Raw genomic sequence first — 19,649 nt, forward strand, 5'->3', positions numbered from 1 at the left:
GCGGACGGGTCTTGGAGCCAGGGCCCGGGGGGCGGGTCTCGGGGCCGGGGCCAGGGGGTCGGGCCTCGGGGCCGGGGCCCGGGGGCGGCGGACGGCGGTCGGGTCTCGGGGGGCGGATCCCGGGGGCGGCGGACGGCGGTCGGGTCTCGGGGGGCGGATCCCGGGGGCGGCGGACGGCGGTCGGGTCTCGGGGGGCGGATCCCGGGGCCGACGGACGGCGGTCGGGTCTCGGGGGGCGGATCCCGGGGCCGACGGACGGGGGACGGTGGTCGGCGGTCAGCTGCCGGCGGTCAGCTGCCGGCCGGCAGGCGGCAGGGGTCGGCGGGCGGCCGTCAGCGGCCGGCCGGGGCCGGGGGCCGGTCGGCGTGCAGGCGGGTCGCCACCCAGGCGCCCACCAGCGCGACGCACGCCATCGGCAGGAAGACCACGACGAAGGCCCCCGGGTGCGTGGCGCCCGCGTCGGCGGCGTCCGCCACGGCGTGCGCGGCCCCGACGGAGCCCCCGCCCAGCGCGGCGAACGCGGCGCCGCCCCCGGCCAGCAGGACCACGTTCGCCAGCGCGTCGGAGATCTGCAGCGCGGCGGAGTTGGACCCGGCCTCCTCCGGCGCCGACAGCTTCAGCAGCAGCACGCTCGTCGAGCCGATCACCAGGCCCATGCCGAGGCAGCCCACCGCCCAGGCCAGCGCCAGCGTCCACACCGGCACGGACTCGATCAGCACCGCGGGGGCGGCCGCGATGGCCACCGCCACCATGATCATCCCGCCGACCATCAGCCGTTCCCGGTACGGCGCCATCCGCCCCTTGGACTGCATCCACGACCCGGCCGCCCAGGTCACCCCGCCCAGCGCGAGCGAGAACCCGGCCATCGTCGGGCTCAGCCCCCGCTGGGTGACCAGCATCAGCGGTACGAAGCTCTCCGCCGCGATGAACGACCCCGCCGCCACCCCCCGCAGCAGCACCACCGACGGCAGCCCGCGCCGCGCCCGGTACGTCCCGCGCGGCAGCAGCCCCAGCACCGCGGGCACCATCAGGGCCGCGCCGGCGGCGGCCGGCAGCAGCGACAGCCACCGCAGGTCCTGGGCGGCGTACTGGAGCAGGCCCGCGCCCGCCGAGATGCCGAGGGCCAGCCGGATCCGGCGCCGGTCGAAGGCGGCGGGCCCTGCGGCGGTGTCGACGGGGCCGGAGGCCGTCCGGCGGATCGCGGGCAGCGCGACGGCCAGCGGAACGACCACGAGGGCCGGTATCCCGAGGAAGACCCACCGCCACCCGAGGTGCTCGGTCACCGTCCCGGAGGCCAGCGGGCCCACGATGGACGGCACCACCCAGCTCGCGGCGAAGGCCGCCATGATCGCGGGGCGCAGCCGCTCCTCGTACGCCCGGCTGACGACGACGTAGAGCGCGACGATGACGAGCCCCCCGCCGAAGCCCTGCACGGCCCGCCCGAGCACGAACACCCACATGGAGCCGGCCGTCCCGGAGAACACCAGCCCGGCGGCGAAGGCCCCGATGCCGACGGTGAGCGGCCGCAGCGGCCCCTGCCGGTCGGCCCACTGGCCGGACAGGACCATGCCGAAGAGGCTGGTGGTGAAGTAGGCGGAGAAGGCGAAGGCGTAGAGCGCAATCCCGTCGAGCTCGCGGGCTGCGACGGGCATGGCCGTGCCGACGGCGGTCGCCTCGAAGGCGATCAGGAAGACGACGGAGATGATCCCGATGCTGAGCGTCCGGTACGCGGGCCCCAGAATGCCGCCCGCCGGCGGGGTCGGAGCCGGGGCGGCAATCTGGGGCACACGGGGTTCAAGGGCGCTCATCGCCCCAGAGTAAGGGGCGTGGACAGCTTTCAGCCCTGTCAATTGGGCGGATCCCCCCTCAGCCCCCAGCCCTAGGACCGAGCTGCCACCCAACCCGCCCGGCGCCCACGCCGTCAGCCGGCGGGCAGCGCCGCCGCCTGCTCGGGCAGCCCGCCGCCGTCCCGGCAGCCCAGCTCCCTGGCCAGGGCGCGGGCGGCGGAGTGCGCGATGAGGAGGTAGTCGTTCCCGAGCTCGGCCTTCCGGGAGACCCGTTCCCACTGGTCCTCGAAGGTGGTGGTGACCCTGCGGCTCCCGTCGCCCCAGACCCGGGGACTCTCGCAGTCGAAGGCGATCGCCCGGGCGTTCTCCCTGTTCGTCACCCGGACGCCCTTGCCGAGTTCGCCGTCGGGCCCGGGCCTGAGCCGGATCTCCCCGACCCGGCCGCCCGCTCCGACCTGCCCGGTCGCCAGACACACCGGTACGGGAGCCAGGTCCTCCACGGCCTGTGCCATGGCCGCGGCGCTGACGGCCTGGTCGTCGTCCGGAATCAGGTACGAGGACTGCAGCACCCGCTCCATCGCCTCCCCGGCCGCCGCGTCGAGCAGCCCGGGACAGCCGTCCCCCGTAGCCACGATGGCCTGCTTCGCCGGGCGCCTGGGAGCCTCGGTGTCCGCACCGCACCCCGCGGTCAGGACCGCTCCCGCCACCAGCGCGCAAGCCCGCGCCACCCGCTTCCCCGACCACCCCACGCCTCGGCCCTCCGGCGCCCGGGGCGCGGTCGCGGTCACGTACCGCACTGCGTCTGCTGCTTCGCCACGTCCATGAGCTTCGTCATGAGGCCGGTGAAGTGCGGGCGCGAGGTACCCCGCTTCATGTGCTCCACGGAGCCGCTGATCATCAGTTCGAGCCCGAAAGAGTCCTGCGCGCCCTGGCAGGTGAAGGTGACGAATGCCCCGGTGTCCCACACGTAGCCCCTGTCGCCCAGGGGCAACGGGTCCGGGGCGGGCTGGCCCGGGTCGGGCTGGAAGAAGAAGCTCTCCCCGAGAGGCTGTCGCCGGATCGCGACGCTCACCCGGTGTTCGCCGTCGACGACGACCTCGCACGACGCCTCGCGCCGCGTCGCGGTCAGCCGTGCGTCGATCGGCGACATCTCCTTGACGGTCTTCCCGGGCCCCATCAGCGGCTCCAGGTCCGACCGGGTGAACGCGCCGAAGCACGTGCGTTCGGGCAGGTACGAGGAAGCCGCCGGCTCCTCCCCCGAGCAGCCCGCCAGTACCGTGGCCGCGACCAGCACGGCCCCGGCCGCGCGAAGGACCCGGGCGCACCCCATCACTTGCCTCCGTTCGACGTGGCGATTTGACCACGGCCGACCGCGTGGCCGTTCGCCGTCTCGGACGAGGCCACACCGGCCAGGGCGTCGATGCTCCGCTGGTTCATACCGGTTCCCTCAGCGGCCTTGCGCACCGACTCGGCCGCGGAAACACCTGCCTGCTTCTGCGCGTTCGTGTAGTCGATCACGGCCTTGTCATCGGCTTCGTCGTTCTCCTTCGCCTGGTCCTTCTTGGCTCCCTCGACCACGCTCTCCGTGATGTCCTCCTGGAGCCATTCCAGGACGTCCCCGGCCAACGGAACCAGTTCGAGGTATTTTCCACCCGCGGCACTGATCCCGCGGTTGATCCACTTCGCGTTTTCCTCGACGCCCTTGACGTATTCCTCCGCCTTGTGGCCGTTCTCCGCGAACGAACCCTCGGCCCTCGCCTCCGACAGGATGCCCGCGATCTGGCCGCCGGGGTGCACCACGGTCTTGATCGCCGCGTCCAGTTGCTCGTACTCGTTGCGGTGCTCGAAGACGTCGTTGATGAGCATCGTCGTGTAGGTCCGCTGGGAGGTGGTGATGGCGCCGTAGGCGTCCGGGTCCTGGGCGACCGCGCTGATGAAGTCCGCCATGGTCTTCTTGTCGAACACGGCCCGTTCTCCGTTGGCCTTTATCATGTGGCTCGCGTCGTCGGCCGATGCCTGGATGTCCGGCGCGTACTCCGCCGCCATCTGGCCGAAGTGACCGGAGAGTCCCTTCAGCGGCCCGTCGGGCTCGCCCGGCTTCGCCGCCACGAGTTCCGGCTTGTCGCCGACCTTCTCGACGACCCGTTCCATGACGGATGCCATCTCCTTGGTGTGCGCCACGGGAGGGGAGTCCTCGTCTCCGGGGCCGCGGTGGGAGACGGCGGCCATGAGCGCGTCGCCGACGGCCTGCTGGGCCGGGTGCAGGTCCCCGGTCCTGGTGATGTCGAAGCTGTCCATGTGGGGCTTCTTGTCGAGCACGTAGTCGACCATGCCCTGATCCTCGCCGTGCTTCCCGCCGACCGCCTTGTCGTCCTTGGTGACGATGCCGTCGTGGTTGCTGTCCTCGCGGACCGGCTCGTTGAAGAAGGCCGTCGCCGCGTCCGGGTTGTTGACGAGGGCCTCCATGAGCCCCGTCAGCGGGTAGAAGCCGCGGTCGCCGCCCTCGCCCTGATTGAGCGCCATGTCCATGCTCATGGGGGTGGTGTACTCCCACGCCTGCGGGTTCTTGCGGTCCATGGCGATCATGTCCCGCCCGACCGAGGTCAGGAACTCCGTGTCGTACTTCCCCTCGCGCAGCAGCGCGCCGAGCGCCTGGTAGCCGTAGATCTTCGTCACTCCGCCGGTGACGTCCATCTCCTTGCGGCCGGCCTTCATCAGTCCGGTCGTCCAGGCGGCGTCGAGGTGGTGGGGGATGTCCTTGTGCGTGGCCAGGCCGAGCAGGGCGCCCATGTCGCTCTGGATGTTCGCCACCATCAGCGCGCGGTCCCGGCCGATCGGGCCGAGGCCCGTCGCGTCGAGCGACATCTTCGAGTACATCTCCAAGGTGCCCTCGGGACCGATGGTCCGGTAGAAGCCCGTCGCGAACTCCGGGTCCTCCCGGTTGTCGTCGAGCAGGTCCTCCAGTTCGCGCAGCGCCTCGACGTTGCGGGCCGTGCCGCCCTCGCCGGTGACCTTCTTCATCAGGTCTGCGGCCCGCGCCGCCTGCTCGGCGTCCAGGGTGGTGAACGCGGGTCCGCTGAAGTCGTGCTGGTCCCCCGCGTTCGCCCGCAGGACGCGGCAGAGCGAGTCGTCGGCGTCCGCCGCGTCCTCGACCGCCCGGTTGATGCGGGCCTGCCAGGCGTCGCGGTTCGTGCGCAGCGACTGCTGGTAGTCGGGGTCGTGCCGCGCGGCGTTCCGCTCTCCCTCGGTGGCGAGCGGCAGGGCCGTCACGCGGCCGGTCGCGTCCACCTGGAAGCCGGCCGCCGGAGCCTCCGCGACGAGCCTCTTCAGCTGGTCCTGCGCGGCTTTGAAGGTGGCATGGGCGTCGGCTAGGACGCCGTGCATGCCCGTGGCCTCCTTGGCCGCGTCCTCGAACTCCTTGGCCGTCTTGGTGACGAACTCCCGCGCCACACCGGCGGTGACCCCGCTCCACTGGGCTTTGTCGGCCTTCGCCTTCAGGCCGTTGCGTGCCCCTTCGGCCATCTCATGCAGCTTGCCCGCCATGGCCTTCCAGTCGGTCACGGCGGCCTGAAGCTGCGCCAGCGGCGCGTTCATCACGTTCTCGTACGTCAGCACGGGGGCGCCTACTTGAGGTAGCTGTCGAGGGCGGACGTGGTGAAGTCGGCGCGGAGCTGCTGCTCGTCCTTGGCGTGCGAGGAGAGCGAGTAGTTCAGGCCGTTGGAGATGTTCGCGCAGGCGGCCACGAGGGTCTTGACCTGGCTCTCCCAGGTGGTCTGCGCCTTGGACAGGGCCGCCCCGCTCGCGAAGTTCTCCTTCGTGAGCGCACCCGCGGCCTCGGTGGTGGCGGTGGCCGCGTGCTTTCCGTCGGTCTGCAGGCGCGCGTGCAGCTTGTAGGCCTCGGAGCCGATGGCGCCGATGTGGTCCTGGTTGAGTTCAAGGTCCCCGCCGCCACCACCACCGCCGGGCTCGGGGGCCACCTGGTTGAGCCGCATGGCGACCTGGGCGGTGGCCGTGGCGCGCGCCGCCGACCATTCCTCGTCGAACGACATCCCGTGAACTCCCTCTGAAGGTGCGGTCCGGTCAGCGGTTACTGCGGCGTACGACCACGGCTGTGACGGCGCCGCCGATCAGCAGGCAGGCACCCAGCCCGATGCCGAGCCAGGGCAGAAGGCTGCCATCTTTCTCCGCCGCCTCGGCGCGGGGCGCCGGCGACTCCGCCGCCTTGCCGTCCGGGGAGGCCCCGGGCGCCGGCGACTTGGCCGCCGCGTCGGCGGCGGCGAGGTCGGGCAACGGGAACACGTCGGCGGGACCGGGGTCGCCCGGCGTGGGCAGCGCGATGCGGGGCCGGACGACGCCGTAGCCGACGTAGTCGTTGCGCTCGGCACCGTCGGTGGGCTTGCCAGCGGTGTTCAACAGGACGCGGAGCACCTGGTTGTTGGTCCAGTCCGGATGCGCGGCCCAGAGCAGGGCGGCGGAGGCGGAGGCGAGGGCCGAGGCGTCACTGGTGCCGTGATTCTTACAGACCCCTGACTTACTCGTGCAAGCCGTGACAATGTCGATTCCCGGGGCTGAAAGGTCCACCTGCGGACCGTGCTGCGACTCGGCCGTCGCCTTCCCGTCCGCACTGACCGCACCGACCCCGACCACTCCGGGGGTCGCGGCGGGGTAGAGCGTCGCATTGGTGGTGTCGCCACTATTGCCGACGCCAGCAAAGATCAGCTTCCCCTTGGACAGTGCGTACTTCACGGCAGCCGCCCGTTCGCGATCTTCCTCGGGCTTGGCACCCATCGCCATGGAAATATTGATAATCTTGGCGTCGCTATCTGCCGCGTACCGAATGCCCGCGACGATGTAGGGGGTCGTCGCTCCCTCCATAATGTCAGGTACGCGGATCGGAAGAACCTTGACGCCAGGCGCGAGCCCGTAAGCGCCATCGCCCGTCGGGTGCTTTCCCGTACCGGCGATGATTGCAGCCATGGTGGTGCCGTGACCGTGGTAGTCATTGCCTTTGTCCCCTGGGGCGTCACCGACAGGAAAAACAGCGCCGGGGAGAACTTGCCCTTCGAGTTCAGGAATGCGATTGACGCCGGTATCGATCACCGCGACGGTGACCCCTTTGCCCGTGCTGATCTTCCACAAGTCATCGGCCTTCATAGCCTCGAGATGCCACTGCTGTGAACGAATCGTGTCCGCGTAAGCCGGGGTCGCCGCGACCCCGGCCAGCAGAAGACCCACGAGGGCCGAGGTCGCCTTGCGCATGCGCATCCCGTACAACGTCCGATCCACTCAGTCGATCACCGGCGGGACAACACGACGGTTGCCCTGCCAGGTCTCTTCGTCCTCAGCCAGGTAGTCGGGGCGTTCGCCCGCCTGGTCTTCGCCTCGCCTGCCCGCAGTCCGCGCACCGGCACCCGCATGGCCCACAACGCCCGAACCCGTGCCGCCATTGGCGTTCCGTACGAGGCCTGAACCGCCCGGTGTGAACGGTTGCCCGCCCGTTGTCGGACGCCCGGCCGCACCCGCCTGACGTCCTCCGACGACGCCACCCTGTTCCATGGCCAGTCGGCGACCCGCCGCGGAGCCTGCTGCGGCGCCGTGGCCGCCGCCGAGCCCTCCGCCCATGCCGCCACCCATTCCGCCCATGCCACGGCCTGCCTGCGCCCCTTCGGCGCCGATGACCGTGCCGCGGGGGATGCCCGCGCCGGGACCGCCGGACGCCACCGGCCGGCCGCCGACGATCCCGCTGTCACGCGGACGCATCCCGGGGAAGCCACCGACGCCGCCAACCCTGCCGCCGACACCGCCGGGTCCGCTCACGCCGGGCAGGCTGACCCCGCCGAAGCCGCCGGGTCCGATACCGCCGCCACCGCGCGCCTTCACACCGCCGACCGACGGCAGAGTAAGCGGCGGAATCATCCCAATAGGGTGGATACCGCCACCGCCCGGTCCGCCGGGCAGCGGTCCGCCGGGGGTGCCCGCAGTGGCCGAGGGCAGCGTAGTCGGCGGAAGGGTCGCGACGTGGTCCAGGTTCACGTTGACGTGACGGTCCGGTGACTGCACTACCGCATCAGGGCCCGTCGTGGGCTGCAGAACACTGTTCGGCTGTGTGTGGTGGCCAGGAGTACCGCCCAGATCACCGACGGCCGCTATCCCATCGCGCCTCTGCGGCCGAGAAGAAGCATCGGCCGTACCCGCGCGGCCAGGTCCTGCGCCCGCCGCGTCACCGTCTCGCGCCAAATCACCTATCCCGTCGACGCCTTTCGGCACGAGCACATCCGGCGGAGGCGGGAAGGTAGGAGCCACCGCTTTGTTCATCTCCGTCGACGACAGCTCATACGCCTCGGCCAGCTTCTTCATCAGCTGCACGGCCTCGGTGTGGTCCGAGTTCAGCTTCGACTGTGCCTGCGGGCCGATCGTCCGCGAGTCCGGGTCGTTGCGGAACTTGCGGGCCGCCTCCAGGTTCGCCGCCGCGTCCGTGTCGTAGGCCGGCATGGACTGCGCCTCGTACATCTTCTGGACGGCTTGCGTCATCCAGTGCGAGCCGTGGGCGCTGTAATCGCTCAACCGCAGCGTCGCGTTGTGCGCACGGCGGACCCACTCTTGGAAGGCGACGGCTCCTTCGCCCTCCCAGCCGGTCACCTGGTGCTTCCTGAGCTTCTCCGCGATCTGGGCGATGTCCGCGGCAGCCTTCTTGAGCTGCTCGGCCCGCGCCTTGACCCTGTTCGGGTCCAGCGCGTCACTCATCGCCTTGAGCTGCTGGTGCGTGAACGCCTCGAAATCCGTCGCCATCAGATGTCGCCTCCCGGCGCGTTGCCGTCGTGGGCCGGAGCCGGGGTGCCCGCGTTCTTGAGCTGTTCCTCCGGGTCACGGGACCGCACGTAGTGCTGCTGCGCCTCCCTGGCCAGGGCCGCCATGCGCTGCTTCGTCTCCAGGTCCACGCCCTCGTACCCCTTGCCCGCCGACAGCACCGCGATCCCCAGGCCCTCGATCTGCCCCGCCAGGCCCTTCGAGAGCTTCTCCAGCTCCGTGGTGACCGTGTTGTACGACGCGTAGATGGCGGTGGCCTCAGCGAAGCCCTGGCCCAGGGCGGCCTGGGTCAGGGTGCCGTTCGCCAGTCTCTTGTGGTCCGCCTCCGACCCGCCCAGCTCCTCCAGCAGGGCATCCACCATGCCCTTGTACTCCTTCAGCGAGTCCTGCTGGACCGCCAGGGCCGCCGCCTGCGCCCTGATCGCGTCCGCGATACCCGCCGTAGGGCCCAACCCGAACAGGCCCGCCCCGTTGTCCTCTGCCACGATGGCCTCCCCGACTCCCCGTCATCCCCGTGGGTACGGCGTCCCCGCCGCACCCCGTCCCCGTTCGCACCCGCTCGCGCGCGAACGCGAGCAGGCTCACTGATCACTCTAGCGACCGGCGCCGACAGCCCCAACCCTGGGGTTGCACGTGCAATGCGGCTCACACCATCAGGAGTTGGATACGGCCACCGCCGCCGAAGGCCTGATCGGAAGCCTGTTCACCGGCCGCCCCGTCGCCGCCCGTACCGCCGACGCCACCGCCGCCGGCGTCGTCACCACGGGCGCCGCGCTCGCCGCCTTCGCGCCGAACGGGGCCACCACGTCCCGCTCCTCCACCAGCTTGACGATGCGCACCGCCGGGGCGTCCAGGGAAGTCGGCAGGGCGTAGCCCGTCAGGTCCGGGTGGCGGACGAGGCCCCCGACCGTGCGGAGGTTCTCCGTCAGGGCCGCGCCGACGCCCTGCGTGACGCCGGCCTCGATACGGGCCCGCAGCTGGCGGGGGTTCAGGACGCGGCCCACGTCCTGGGCGACGGCCAGCTCGACCACCCGTACCGACCCCAGCTCGATGTCGACATCCACCACCGCGCGGATCGCGCAGAAGGCCAGGCCGACGAACGCGTCGCCCTGACCGTCACCGTCCAGCGGCTCCGTCGGGTGGGGGCGGCACTGGGCCGTGGCCCACAGTTCCTTGCCCTCCATCGCCTCCAGGACCGACACCGAGAACGCGCCGTCGTACGACGTGATCCGGCCGTCCGTGATCTGCAGGAGCTCGGTGGACATGCCCAGCTTGTGCGCCATCGGCTGGAGGAGCTGCGTGCGGACCATCTTCGCCGCCCGCTCCACCGCGCCGCCCGACACCCACGTGTGGCGGCCGTGCGCCGCCGGTCCCGCCGGGGGCTGGTCGGTGTCGACCGGGGCCATCGCGACCTCGTCGACGCCCAGCACCTCCTGGACGATCTGGCGGGCGAGCGTCGCGAAGCCCTGGCCGGTGTCGACCGCCGCGCAGATGACCGTGGCGACGCCGTTGACGACCTTCACCGTGGCCGTGGACACCTCGTCCGCGCCCTCCGCGCCGAGCATGTGCACCATGCCGACCCCGTACCCGACCCCGCGCCGCACCGCGCCCGGCTCGCCCGCGCCCTCCGGGCCGCCGGGCAGCAGCCACTCGTCCTCCGAGGTGTCCTTCGGGAGGGCCGGCAGCTCGACGTCCCGTACCGCGCGCAGGAGTTCGGCGACCGGCGCGGGGCAGGTGACCGTCTGGCCGGTGGGCAGGAGGTCGCCGGTGGCCAGCACGTTGCGCATGCGCAGTTCGGCGCCGTCGATGCCGAGGGCCACGGCCAGCTTGTCCATCTGGCCCTCGTACGCGGCGCACACCTGCATGGCGCCCTCGCCGCGGACGTGGCCCGACGGCGGGTTGTTGGTGCGTACGACCCAGCCTTCGACGAAGGCGTGCGGGACGACGTACGGGCCGCAGGCGAACGCGACCGCCGCCGCCAGGGACTCCGAGGAGGAGTCGGCGTACGCGCCCGCGTCCATCAGGATCTGGGCCTCGACCTTGACCAGGCGGCCCTCGGCGTCCGCGTGGTGGCGGTAGCGCAGCAAAGTGGGGTGGCGGTGCGTGTGGCCGAGGAAGGACTCCTCGCGGGTCGCGGCCAGCTTGACCGGGCAGCCCGTACGCAGGGCCAGCAGGCCCAGCGGCAGCTGGAAGGCGGCGTCCTCGCGGTCCGCGGTCGCGCCGGGGACCCCGGTGACCACGACGCGGACCCGGTCCGGCTCCAGCCCGAAGCAGGCGGCGGCCAGGTCGCGGTCGGTGTGCGGGTCGGTGGATGCGGTGTACAGCTCCACGCCGCCGTCGGGGCGCGGTACGGCCAGCCCGGCCTCGGCGCCGATGGGCGCGGGGTCCTGGCGGCCGATCCGGTAGAGGCCCTCGACGACGACCTCGCCGGTGGCGTCCGGATCGCCGTAGCGGAGCGGGATGTGCCGGATCAGGTTGCCGTCGGGGTGCAGGGCGGGGGCGCCGAAGGACTGCTCGGGGTCGGTGACGGCGTCGAGGAGCTCGTACTCGACGGCGATGGCGGCCGCGGCGAGCCGGGCGGTGTCGGGGTGGTCGGCGGCGACGGCGGCGATGGCCTCGCCGTGGTGGCGCACGAGGTCGTGCGCGAACACCGGGCGGTCGGCGACGCGCCGGCCGTGCGTGGTGGCGCCGGGGACGTCCGCGTGGGTGACGACGGCGCGCACGCCGGGCATCTCGGCGGCGGCCGAGGTGTCGATGGACACGATGCGGGCGTGGGCGTGCGGGGAGCGCAGTACGGCGGCCCACAGGAGGCCCTCGGCCCACAGGTCGGCGGCGTAGGGGAAGGTCCCCTCGGCCTTGGCCCGGGTGTCGGCGGCGGGCACGGAGGCTCCGATGCCGCGCGGCGCCTGGTCCGGCGCCGCCTCGGCGGGGGCGCCGGGCGCCTTGGCCGCGACCGAGTTGTTGACCGCTGCCGTCGCCGTCGCCGCGTCCTGCCCGCTCACTCCGTGCCCCCGCTCACTCCGTGCCTCCGTGGTGGATGCCGCCCTCGCCGGGCGGCGCCTGGTGCGGAATACGCGGCTCCGTCCCGGTCTGCGCACCCGTCCCGCCCCGCACACCGGACCCGGCCTGCACACCAGACCCGGCCGCACCCGCCGCACCCGCCGACGGCTCGGCAGCGGCCGCCTCGCGCCCCGCGACGACCTCGCGGACGGCGTCGACGACGCCCGCGTAGCCGGAGCAGCGGCAGAGGTTGCCGCACAGCGCCTGGCGGGTCTCCAGCTCGTTGGGGGCGTGGTTGCCCTCCAGCAGGTCGTGGATGGTCATCGCCATGCCCGGCACGCAGAATCCGCACTGCACCGCACCCGACCTGCACAACGCCTGTTGCACGTCCGACAGTTCCCCGTCCGTCGCGAGCCCCTCGACGGTACGGACCTCGCTGCCGGCGGCCGTCGCGGCCGGCACCAGGCAGGAGGCGACGAGCCGGCCGTCGACCTGCACGGCGCAGGCGCCGCACTCGCCCTGCGAGCAGCCGTCCTTGGCGCCGGCGAGGCCGAGGCGCTCGCGCAGCACGTACAGGAGGGACTCGCCGATCCAGGCGCCGGTGACGGGCCGGTCGGCGCCGTTGACGCGCAGGACGTAGGAGGCCGCCGGATGCTCGTGATGGGCGACGGCGGCGGTACCCGTCTCATCTTCGTACGCCGGCCCCTCCGCCGGGAGCTCCCCGGCAGTGCCCTCGCCCCGCAGTGTCACGGCACGGTCGGCGGTGTCCGCGTCCGGCACGTGCGCGGCCCTGGTGTCCGCGGGGGCGGGGCCCGTTCCGGCGAAGCCGCGGCCGTCGGTGTCGGCGCGCTCCCCCGCGGGACCGCCGTCCTCGGCGCCGGCGGAACCGTACCCGGCATCCGGGGCCGGGCCGTAGCCCACACCCGCGTCGGGGTCGGGGTCTGGGTCGGACTCCGCCGCCGCCTCTGGGGCGGCTCCGGCCGGCAGTCCGGCACCGGGCTCGGGACCCGGCTCCGCATCCGTCCCGGAAACCGGCTCGGGAGCCGGCTCGGAAGTGTGCGCTTGCCCCGGCGCGTGCCGCTGCTCCGGCGCGTGGCCGAAGGCGGCGAAGCCGTGCCCGTCGGTGTCCGCGTACCGGGCGGGCCGCGGCGACCCGTCGGCCGGCGCGGCGGGTTCGGGCTCCGGCTCGGTCCGTACGCCGCCGAAGAGGTCCAGCCCGCCCGGGGCCGGCCGCTCCCCCGCGTCCGGCGTCGCCGCCGGGCCGTGGGCGGCGTCGATGTCGTGCGGGGCCGGGTGCGCCGGCTCCCCCTCGGACAGCGGCTCCCCCTCGGACAGCGGCTCGCCCTCGGGCAGCGGGGTACCCACGCCGGGGCCGCCCAGCACGCGCGGTCCGCGCCGCGAAGCGCCCACGCCGGGACCCCCGGGAACCCGCCCGGCCTCGGCGGCCGCCACGGCGGCGTCGGTGCCCGGCAGTACGCCGGAACCGGGCTCGCCCGACGGCTGCCGCGCGGCGTAACCGCGGGCGTCTTCGAAGTCGGGGTGGTTCGCCCACGGGGCGGGGGCGCCGCCCGGGAGCGTCGCCGGGGCCTGGCTCCAGTCGGCGTCCAGCCCGCCCTGCCTGAAGTCACCGGACCGACCCGTGACGTCACCCAGGTCGTACTGGCCGGACACCTCACTCAGGTCGTACTGCCCGGACGCCTGGCCCAGGTCGTACTGACCGGAAGACGCCTGGCCCACGTCGTACTGACCGGACACATCGCCCCGGTCGTACTGACCGGACACATCGCCCAGTTCATACTGACCGGACACGCCGCTCAGGTCGTACTGGCCGGACACCTCGCTCAGGTCGTACTGGCCGGACACCTCGCCTTGTTCAGACAGTCCGGGCATGGCCCACTGCCCGGTGGCCGAGTCCGCGACGGCGCCCGCGGCCTGCGCGTCGTGCGCCGCCTCCGGGAAACCCCACTCCGCGGTCTCCCTCTGCCCCTGCACCTGGCCCTGGCCGTAGGCCTGAGCCTGGCCGTGCCCTTCCCCCTGCCCCTCCCGCTGCCCGTCCCGCTGCCCCGGCTCCGCAGGGGCGAACGCCGCCGCCACCGAAGCCGGCAGCGGGATCGACGCCGGAATGGGCCCGCCGACCGGGGCCGGCCCCTGGCCGACCACCCTGCCGGAGGCGGTGCCGGGCGTCGGGCCGGCGGGTGCCGAGCCGGCGGCTTCCGGCCACTGCACCGGGATCGTCCAGGTGCCGGTGGCGGCCGGATCCGTGGTGGCCGAGCCGAGCGGCACGATCATCGGCGGCGGCACGTAGCCGTGCCCGGGCGCGGCCAGGGGCTCCCCGGTGCCGAGCGCGTCCAGCATGTCCTGCGGCAGCTTCACGAAGGCCGTCGCGTCGGAGTCGTACTCGCCGCCGTGCGGCACCGGCTCCCAGCCCCATTCGGGACTCGCGGAACCCGCGTTGCCCGGGTCCCCAGTCGCTCCGCTCACGTTCCCGTTCCCGTTCCCACTCATGAGGTCAGCGCCCTCCCCAGGGCCCTCCGTGCCAGTACGGCCACCGTCCGCCGCAGGTGCAGCACTCCGGGAGCCACCGGCTCCCCCTGGTCGGGCACGCAGGCCGCCGCGACGTACTCGCCGAAGGCCTCCAGCGCCTCGGGGGCCAGGCTCCGCTCCCCGTCCCAGTCGATCAGCGAGGCCACCCACTGCTCGGCCTCCAGCGGCCGCAGCGGCATCGGGGCGACCGCGCCGATCGCGCAGCGCACGCCCCGGCGCGCGGGGTCCAGTACGAGGCCCACGGACGCCACCGCGCGCCCGGGCCCGGTCCGGCCCGTGGCCTTCAGGAACACCTGGGGCGCGTGCAGCAGCGGCACCCGGACGAAGCCGATGAGTTCCCCGGGCCGGAGCATCTCGCGCCCGGCGAGCAGGTGCGACACGGGGATCTCGCGCGATCCGCCCGGGCCGACGATGACGAGCACGGCTTCCAGCGCGGCCAGCACGGGCAGGGCGTCGCCGGTCGGCGCGGCGGTGGCGATGTTCCCGCCGAGGGTGCCGGCGTTGCGGATCTGCGGGGGCCCGGCGGCGCGTGCGGCGGCCGCGAGCGCGGGGATCAGGGCGGCGAAGTCCGGCCGCCCCATCCGGGCGTGGGTGAGGCCCGCGCCGAGCAGGGCGTGGCCGTCCTGGTACTGCCAGCCGCGGATCTCGTTGATCCGGCCCAGCCCCACCAGCGCGGCGGGCCGCAGCTGCCCGGCGTTGACGGCGGCCATGAGGTCGGTGCCCCCGGCGACGGGGACGGCGGCGGGCATGGCCGTGAGTGCCGCGACGGCTTCGTCGAGCGAGGCCGGCAGCGTCACGGACTGCGCCGCCTGCGACCCCTGGGACCCGTGAGGCCCCTGAGGTGAATGCGGTGCGTGCGGTGCGTGCGGTGCGTGCGGTGCGTGCGTGGTCAACCCGGCTGCCCCTTCCCGATGTCCCGGTCCCGGCGCTCACGCCTGTCCGCCGTACGGTACGTCCTCACCGCCGGGACGTGGCAACTCTGGCACATCTTCCGGGCCGCCCGGCGCGAGGGTGGGCCGGGCGGCGTCCGCCCCCGGCCGCCCCGGCCCATCGCCCGTTTTTCCCCGTATCCACCGAAATCGAGGAAGAGTTCCGGTTCGAAGAGTTCCCGCGGTGTTCGGGTTCCCGCCGTCACACGTTCGGAGGTTCACCCTCGATCGGACGTCCGAGCACACCGGGCCGGCGCTGCCACGCCAGCGGTCCGCCCGGCGGCCGGTAGCCGACACCGAGCGAGTCCAGCCGACGGTAGTGGGTGGCCATCCGCTCCTCGAAACCGGCGAAGTCCCGCTCCTCCGGGGCCGGCTGCCACGACCACACCACTTCGGCGAAGGCGGCGAGCCTGGGGAACACCTGGTAGTCGACGCGCCCTTGATGTTCCATCACCTCGGTCCACACGTTGGCCTGGGCTCCCAGGACGTGCGCGGCCGCCTCCGGCGACAGCTTGGGCGGCACCGGCTCGAAGCGGTACACGTCCTCCAGCGACCGCACATACCCGATGGGCACCGGCTCGTCGGGCCCGCCCGCCTGACGGTGGTCCAGGTACACCTGCTGCTCGGGGCACATCACCACGTCGTGCCCCGCCTCGGCAGCGGCGATGCCGCCCGCGTAGCCGCGCCAGGAGGAGACGGCCGCGCCCGGCGCCAGCCCGCCCTCCAGGATCTCGTCCCAGCCGATGAGCCGCCGGCCGCGCTCCGCGAGCCAGCCGTCGAAGTGGCGGATGAACCAGGACTGCAGGCCGTCCTCCCCGTCCGCCCCCAGCTCCGCGATCCGCGCCTGGGCGGTGGCGGAGGCCCGCCACTGCTCCTTGGGGCACTCGTCCCCGCCCACGTGTACGAAGGGCGAGACCTCCGCCGGGAACAGTTCCAGCAGCTCCTCGAAGACCCCCTCGTAGAACCGGAGCACGGCTTCGGTCGGCGCGAGCACGTTCGCGGTGATCCCCCAGTCGTCCCACACCTCCAGCGCGGCCGTGTCGACGACGTCGGTGTTGCCCAGTTCCGGGTAGGCGGCGATGGCGGCCTGCGAGTGCCCCGGCACGTCGATCTCGGGAACCACCCGGACGTGCCGCTCCGCCGCGTACGCGACGATCTCGCGGATGTCGTCCTGGGTGTAGAAGCCGCCGTGCGGCGTCTCGTTCCACAGCGGCGAGGCCCGGTGTCCCCACCGGCTGCGCGCCCGCCACGCGCCGACCCCGGTGAGGCGCGGGTGGCGCTTGATCTCGACGCGCCAGCCCTGGTCGTCCGTCAGGTGCAGGTGCAGCACGTTGAGCTTGTGCGCGGCGAGCAGGTCGATGTACCGCAGTACGCCGTCCTTGGGCATGAAGTGCCGCGCGACGTCGAGCATCATCCCCCGCCACCCGAACCGGGGGCCGTCGACGACGGCGGCGTACGGCACGCTCCAGGTCCGGCCGGGCAGCGGCGCCCTGCGGTACGCGTCGGGCCCGAGGAGCTGACGCAGCGTCTGCGCGGCCCAGAACAGCCCGGCCCCGCTCGCGCCCGTCAGCTCCGCGCCGTCCGCGCCGATGTCGATCCGGTACGCCTCCGGGCCGGACCCGCCGGCGCGTACGGGGTCGATGCGCAGCCGCAGCTCCCCGGGTTCCCCGGGTGCGGCGTCCGGGAGGCTCCAGCCGGTGGCCGCGCCGAGTTCGCGGCGCAGCCAGCGCGCGGTGTCCTCGGTGCCCGGGCCGGCGTCGAGGGCCGGGTCGGCCCCGAAGGCGTGGTGGTGTCCGTCCTCGTGGGGAACGGCGATCCGGGGTGCGGGGATCAGGTCCATGCGTCAGCCCTTCGCGGCAGCCAGCCTGTTGCACCCTGCGCAACGCTGGTTCCACAGGGTGCTTGCGCGGCCGACCCTAACGCGCGCCGCGGGCACGGGAAAGGCCCCCGGGGGTGCGCCGACGCGCGCCCCGGGGGCCCTCGGTCCTGCTCTGAGCGGCCGGACCTACTTGTCCTTGCCGCCCTTGTCCTTGTCCCCGCCGGCGCCCATGGACTCGTAGATCTCCTTGCACATGGGGCAGACCGGGTACTTCTTCGGGTCGCGGCCCGGCACCCACACCTTGCCGCAGAGCGCGACGACGGGGGTGCCCCCGAGCGCGCTCTCCATGATCTTGTCCTTCTGGACGTAGTGGGCGAAGCGCTCGTGGTCGCCGTCACCGTGCGACACCTGCGGCGTCGGCTCTACGAGGGTCCCCGTGCCAGTCCCGCGCTCGGGCTCAAGAGTGCTCATGGAACCCAGAGTACCGACCCCCGCCCGGGTCAGTTCAGCGACGGGTCGTCCGGATACGTGGCGACCATCGCGAGGTCGCCGCGCTGGCGGCGCAGCACCGCCCGCCAGAGGCGTTCCGGGTCGGGGAACGCCACGTCGCCGGGCTCCGACTCCACCACGTACCAGGCGCCGTCGCCGAGCTCGCCCTCCAGCTGTCCGGGCCCCCATCCGGAGTAGCCGGCGAAGATGCGCAGGCTCCCGAGGGCCGCGGCCAGCAGCTCCGGCGGGGCCTCCAGGTCCACGAGCCCGATCGCCCCGTGCACCCGGCGCCAGCCGAGGGGGCCCTCCTCGCCCGGGATGACCGCGACGCCCAGCGCCGAGTCCAGTCCCACGGGTCCGCCCTGGAAGACCACGCCGGGCTCGCCGGCCAGTGGCGCCCAGGGCAGCAGGACGTCACCGACCCCCACGGGGGTCGGCCGGTTGAGGACGACGCCGAGCGAGCCCTGCTCGTCGTGGTCGAGCAGCAGCACCACGGCGCGGTCGAAATTCGGGTCCGCGAGGGCGGGGGTGGCAACGAGCAACCGCCCTGTGAGGGAGGACACCTCGGTCATGCCGCCATGATCTCGCACATTCGTCCTTCCGGGGGATCGGACGGCGAGATCGAATCCCGCGCAGCTCAGGACGCACGCCGGAGGCGGGGGACACCCGTCGGCGGAGCGGGCGGAACGCGACGCTCCGCCATGGGGTGGATACGGAGGGTGTTGTACCGAATTCATGACAGTCCTACGGCCGCGTCAGCCCTACGAACAAAGGGGTGGTGACCCTTACTCTTCTCACTGGCCCCCTGCCCACCCCTCCCGGAACGCGAGATTCATGACCGGCATCAGTGACGATGTACTGCTTGTCCACGGCGGCACCCCGCTCGAGGGCGAGATCCGTGTCCGCGGTGCGAAGAACCTCGTGCCCAAGGCCATGGTCGCCGCTCTGCTCGGCAGCGGACCCAGCCGGCTGCGCAACGTTCCCGACATCCGTGACGTGCGCGTCGTGCGCGGGCTGCTCCAGCTCCACGGGGTGACGGTCCGCCCCGGCGAGGAGCCGGGCGAGCTGGTGCTCGACCCGACCCACGTCGAGAGCGCGAACGTCGCCGACATCGACGCCCACGCGGGCTCGTCGCGCATCCCGATCCTCTTCTGCGGCCCCCTGCTGCACCGCCTCGGCCACGCCTTCATCCCGGGCCTGGGCGGCTGCGACATCGGCGGGCGGCCGATCGACTTCCACTTCGACGTGCTCCGCCAGTTCGGCGCGACGATCGAGAAGCGCGAGGGCGGTCAGTACCTGGAGGCCCCCCAGCGCCTGCGCGGCACCAAGATCCGCCTGCCCTACCCGTCGGTCGGCTCGACCGAGCAGGTGCTGCTGACGGCCGTGCTGGCCGAGGGCGTCACCGAGCTGAGCAACGCCGCGGTGGAGCCGGAGATCGAGGACCTCATCTGCGTACTGCAGAAGATGGGCGCGATCATCTCCGTCGACACCGACCGGACCATCCGGATCACCGGCGTGGACAGTCTCGGCGGCTACAACCACAAGGCCCTCCCGGACCGCCTGGAAGCCGCCTCCTGGGCCTCCGCGGCGCTGGCGACCGGCGGCAACATCTACGTGCGCGGCGCCCAGCAGCGTTCGATGATGACGTTCCTGAACACCTACCGCCGTGTCGGCGGGGCGTTCGAGATCGACGACGAGGGCATCCGCTTCTGGCACCCGGGCGGCCCGTTGAAGGCCATCGCGCTGGAGACGGACGTGCACCCCGGTTTCCAGACCGACTGGCAGCAGCCGCTCGTCGTGGCCCTGACGCAGGCCTCCGGCCTCTCCATCGTCCACGAGACGGTCTACGAGTCCCGGCTCGGTTTCACCTCGGCGCTCAACCAGATGGGTGCTCACATCCAGCTGTACCGCGAGTGCCTGGGCGGCTCGGCCTGCCGCTTCGGCCAGCGCAACTTCCTGCACTCGGCGGTCGTCTCCGGCCCCACCAAGCTGCAGGGCGCCGACCTGGTCATCCCCGACCTGCGCGGCGGGTTCTCGTACCTGATCGCGGCGCTGGCGGCGGAGGGCACCTCCCGGGTCCACGGCATCGACCTGATCAACCGCGGCTACGAGAACTTCATGGAGAAGCTCGTGGAGCTCGGCGCGAAGGTCGAGCTGCCCGGCGGCGACCTCGTCTGAGCCGTCCCACCGGCCCCGAAGGCCCCCCGGACCCCGCAAGGGGGCCGGGGGGCCTTCCCGTGGCCCCTCCACGGGCCCGCACGGCCCTCAACGGCC

Annotated in this window: 15 protein-coding genes; 1 reads left to right on the forward strand and 14 read right to left on the reverse strand. The window is 73.1% G+C overall.

Annotation, left to right across the window (positions count from 1 at the left end):
* Window positions 1-332 precede the first annotated feature (332 nt).
* From OTB16_RS34665 to OTB16_RS34730, 14 genes are all read right to left on the reverse strand, one after another.
* Window positions 333-1,808, reverse strand: coding sequence for an MFS transporter (locus OTB16_RS34665; RefSeq protein ID WP_267726277.1), 1,476 nt, complete (start codon window positions 1,806-1,808; stop codon window positions 333-335).
* Between the two features lie 113 nt (window positions 1,809-1,921).
* On the reverse strand, window positions 1,922-2,419 hold the full coding sequence (locus OTB16_RS34670) for a hypothetical protein (protein WP_267726279.1): 498 nt from the start codon (window positions 2,417-2,419) through the stop codon (window positions 1,922-1,924).
* 152 nt (window positions 2,420-2,571) lie between these two features.
* Window positions 2,572-3,117 (reverse strand): hypothetical protein, encoded by a 546-nt coding sequence (locus OTB16_RS34675; RefSeq protein ID WP_267726281.1) that lies wholly within the window; start codon window positions 3,115-3,117, stop codon window positions 2,572-2,574.
* Window positions 3,117-5,402, reverse strand: a complete 2,286-nt coding sequence (locus tag OTB16_RS34680; protein ID WP_267726282.1) for a hypothetical protein — start codon at window positions 5,400-5,402, stop codon at window positions 3,117-3,119. Before OTB16_RS34680 ends, OTB16_RS34675 begins: the two co-directional genes overlap by 1 nt.
* 8 nt (window positions 5,403-5,410) lie before the next feature.
* Window positions 5,411-5,836 (reverse strand): hypothetical protein, encoded by a 426-nt coding sequence (locus tag OTB16_RS34685; protein WP_267726284.1) that lies wholly within the window; start codon window positions 5,834-5,836, stop codon window positions 5,411-5,413.
* Between the two features lie 31 nt (window positions 5,837-5,867).
* On the reverse strand, window positions 5,868-7,046 hold the full coding sequence (mycP, locus tag OTB16_RS34690) for a type VII secretion-associated serine protease mycosin (protein WP_267726286.1): 1,179 nt from the start codon (window positions 7,044-7,046) through the stop codon (window positions 5,868-5,870).
* 27 nt (window positions 7,047-7,073) lie between these two features.
* Window positions 7,074-8,576: a WXG100 family type VII secretion target gene (locus tag OTB16_RS34695; protein WP_267726288.1), complete on the reverse strand. Its 1,503-nt coding sequence runs from the start codon at window positions 8,574-8,576 to the stop codon at window positions 7,074-7,076.
* Complete coding sequence (locus OTB16_RS34700; protein WP_267726290.1) at window positions 8,576-9,079, reverse strand: hypothetical protein; 504 nt, start codon at window positions 9,077-9,079, stop codon at window positions 8,576-8,578. The genes OTB16_RS34695 and OTB16_RS34700 overlap by 1 nt, the downstream gene beginning before the upstream one ends.
* Before the next feature lie 168 nt (window positions 9,080-9,247).
* Window positions 9,248-11,488: a xanthine dehydrogenase family protein molybdopterin-binding subunit gene (locus OTB16_RS34705; protein WP_267726370.1), complete on the reverse strand. Its 2,241-nt coding sequence runs from the start codon at window positions 11,486-11,488 to the stop codon at window positions 9,248-9,250.
* Window positions 11,489-11,609: 121 nt separating this feature from the next.
* Window positions 11,610-14,075 (reverse strand): 2Fe-2S iron-sulfur cluster-binding protein, encoded by a 2,466-nt coding sequence (locus OTB16_RS34710; protein WP_267726292.1) that lies wholly within the window; start codon window positions 14,073-14,075, stop codon window positions 11,610-11,612.
* 20 nt (window positions 14,076-14,095) lie between these two features.
* A complete protein-coding gene (locus OTB16_RS34715; protein WP_420717857.1) occupies window positions 14,096-15,031 on the reverse strand; it encodes an FAD binding domain-containing protein in 936 nt (311 codons plus the stop codon).
* 238 nt (window positions 15,032-15,269) lie between these two features.
* A complete protein-coding gene (locus tag OTB16_RS34720) occupies window positions 15,270-16,907 on the reverse strand; it encodes a beta-N-acetylhexosaminidase (RefSeq protein WP_267726295.1) in 1,638 nt (545 codons plus the stop codon).
* A gap of 165 nt (window positions 16,908-17,072) precedes the next feature.
* On the reverse strand, window positions 17,073-17,357 hold the full coding sequence (locus OTB16_RS34725) for a DUF3039 domain-containing protein (protein WP_053679372.1): 285 nt from the start codon (window positions 17,355-17,357) through the stop codon (window positions 17,073-17,075).
* Window positions 17,358-17,386: 29 nt separating this feature from the next.
* On the reverse strand, window positions 17,387-17,947 hold the full coding sequence (locus OTB16_RS34730; protein ID WP_267726300.1) for a YqgE/AlgH family protein: 561 nt from the start codon (window positions 17,945-17,947) through the stop codon (window positions 17,387-17,389).
* Between the two features lie 262 nt (window positions 17,948-18,209).
* On the opposite strand from OTB16_RS34730, the gene murA reads away from it, so the two are divergent.
* Window positions 18,210-19,553: a UDP-N-acetylglucosamine 1-carboxyvinyltransferase gene (gene murA / locus OTB16_RS34735; protein WP_267726302.1), complete on the forward strand. Its 1,344-nt coding sequence runs from the start codon at window positions 18,210-18,212 to the stop codon at window positions 19,551-19,553.
* Window positions 19,554-19,649 lie beyond the last annotated feature (96 nt).

Origin of the sequence: Streptomyces antarcticus, assembly GCF_026627255.1 — a bacterium.
Classification (GTDB): Bacteria; Actinomycetota; Actinomycetes; order Streptomycetales; family Streptomycetaceae; genus Streptomyces; species Streptomyces antarcticus.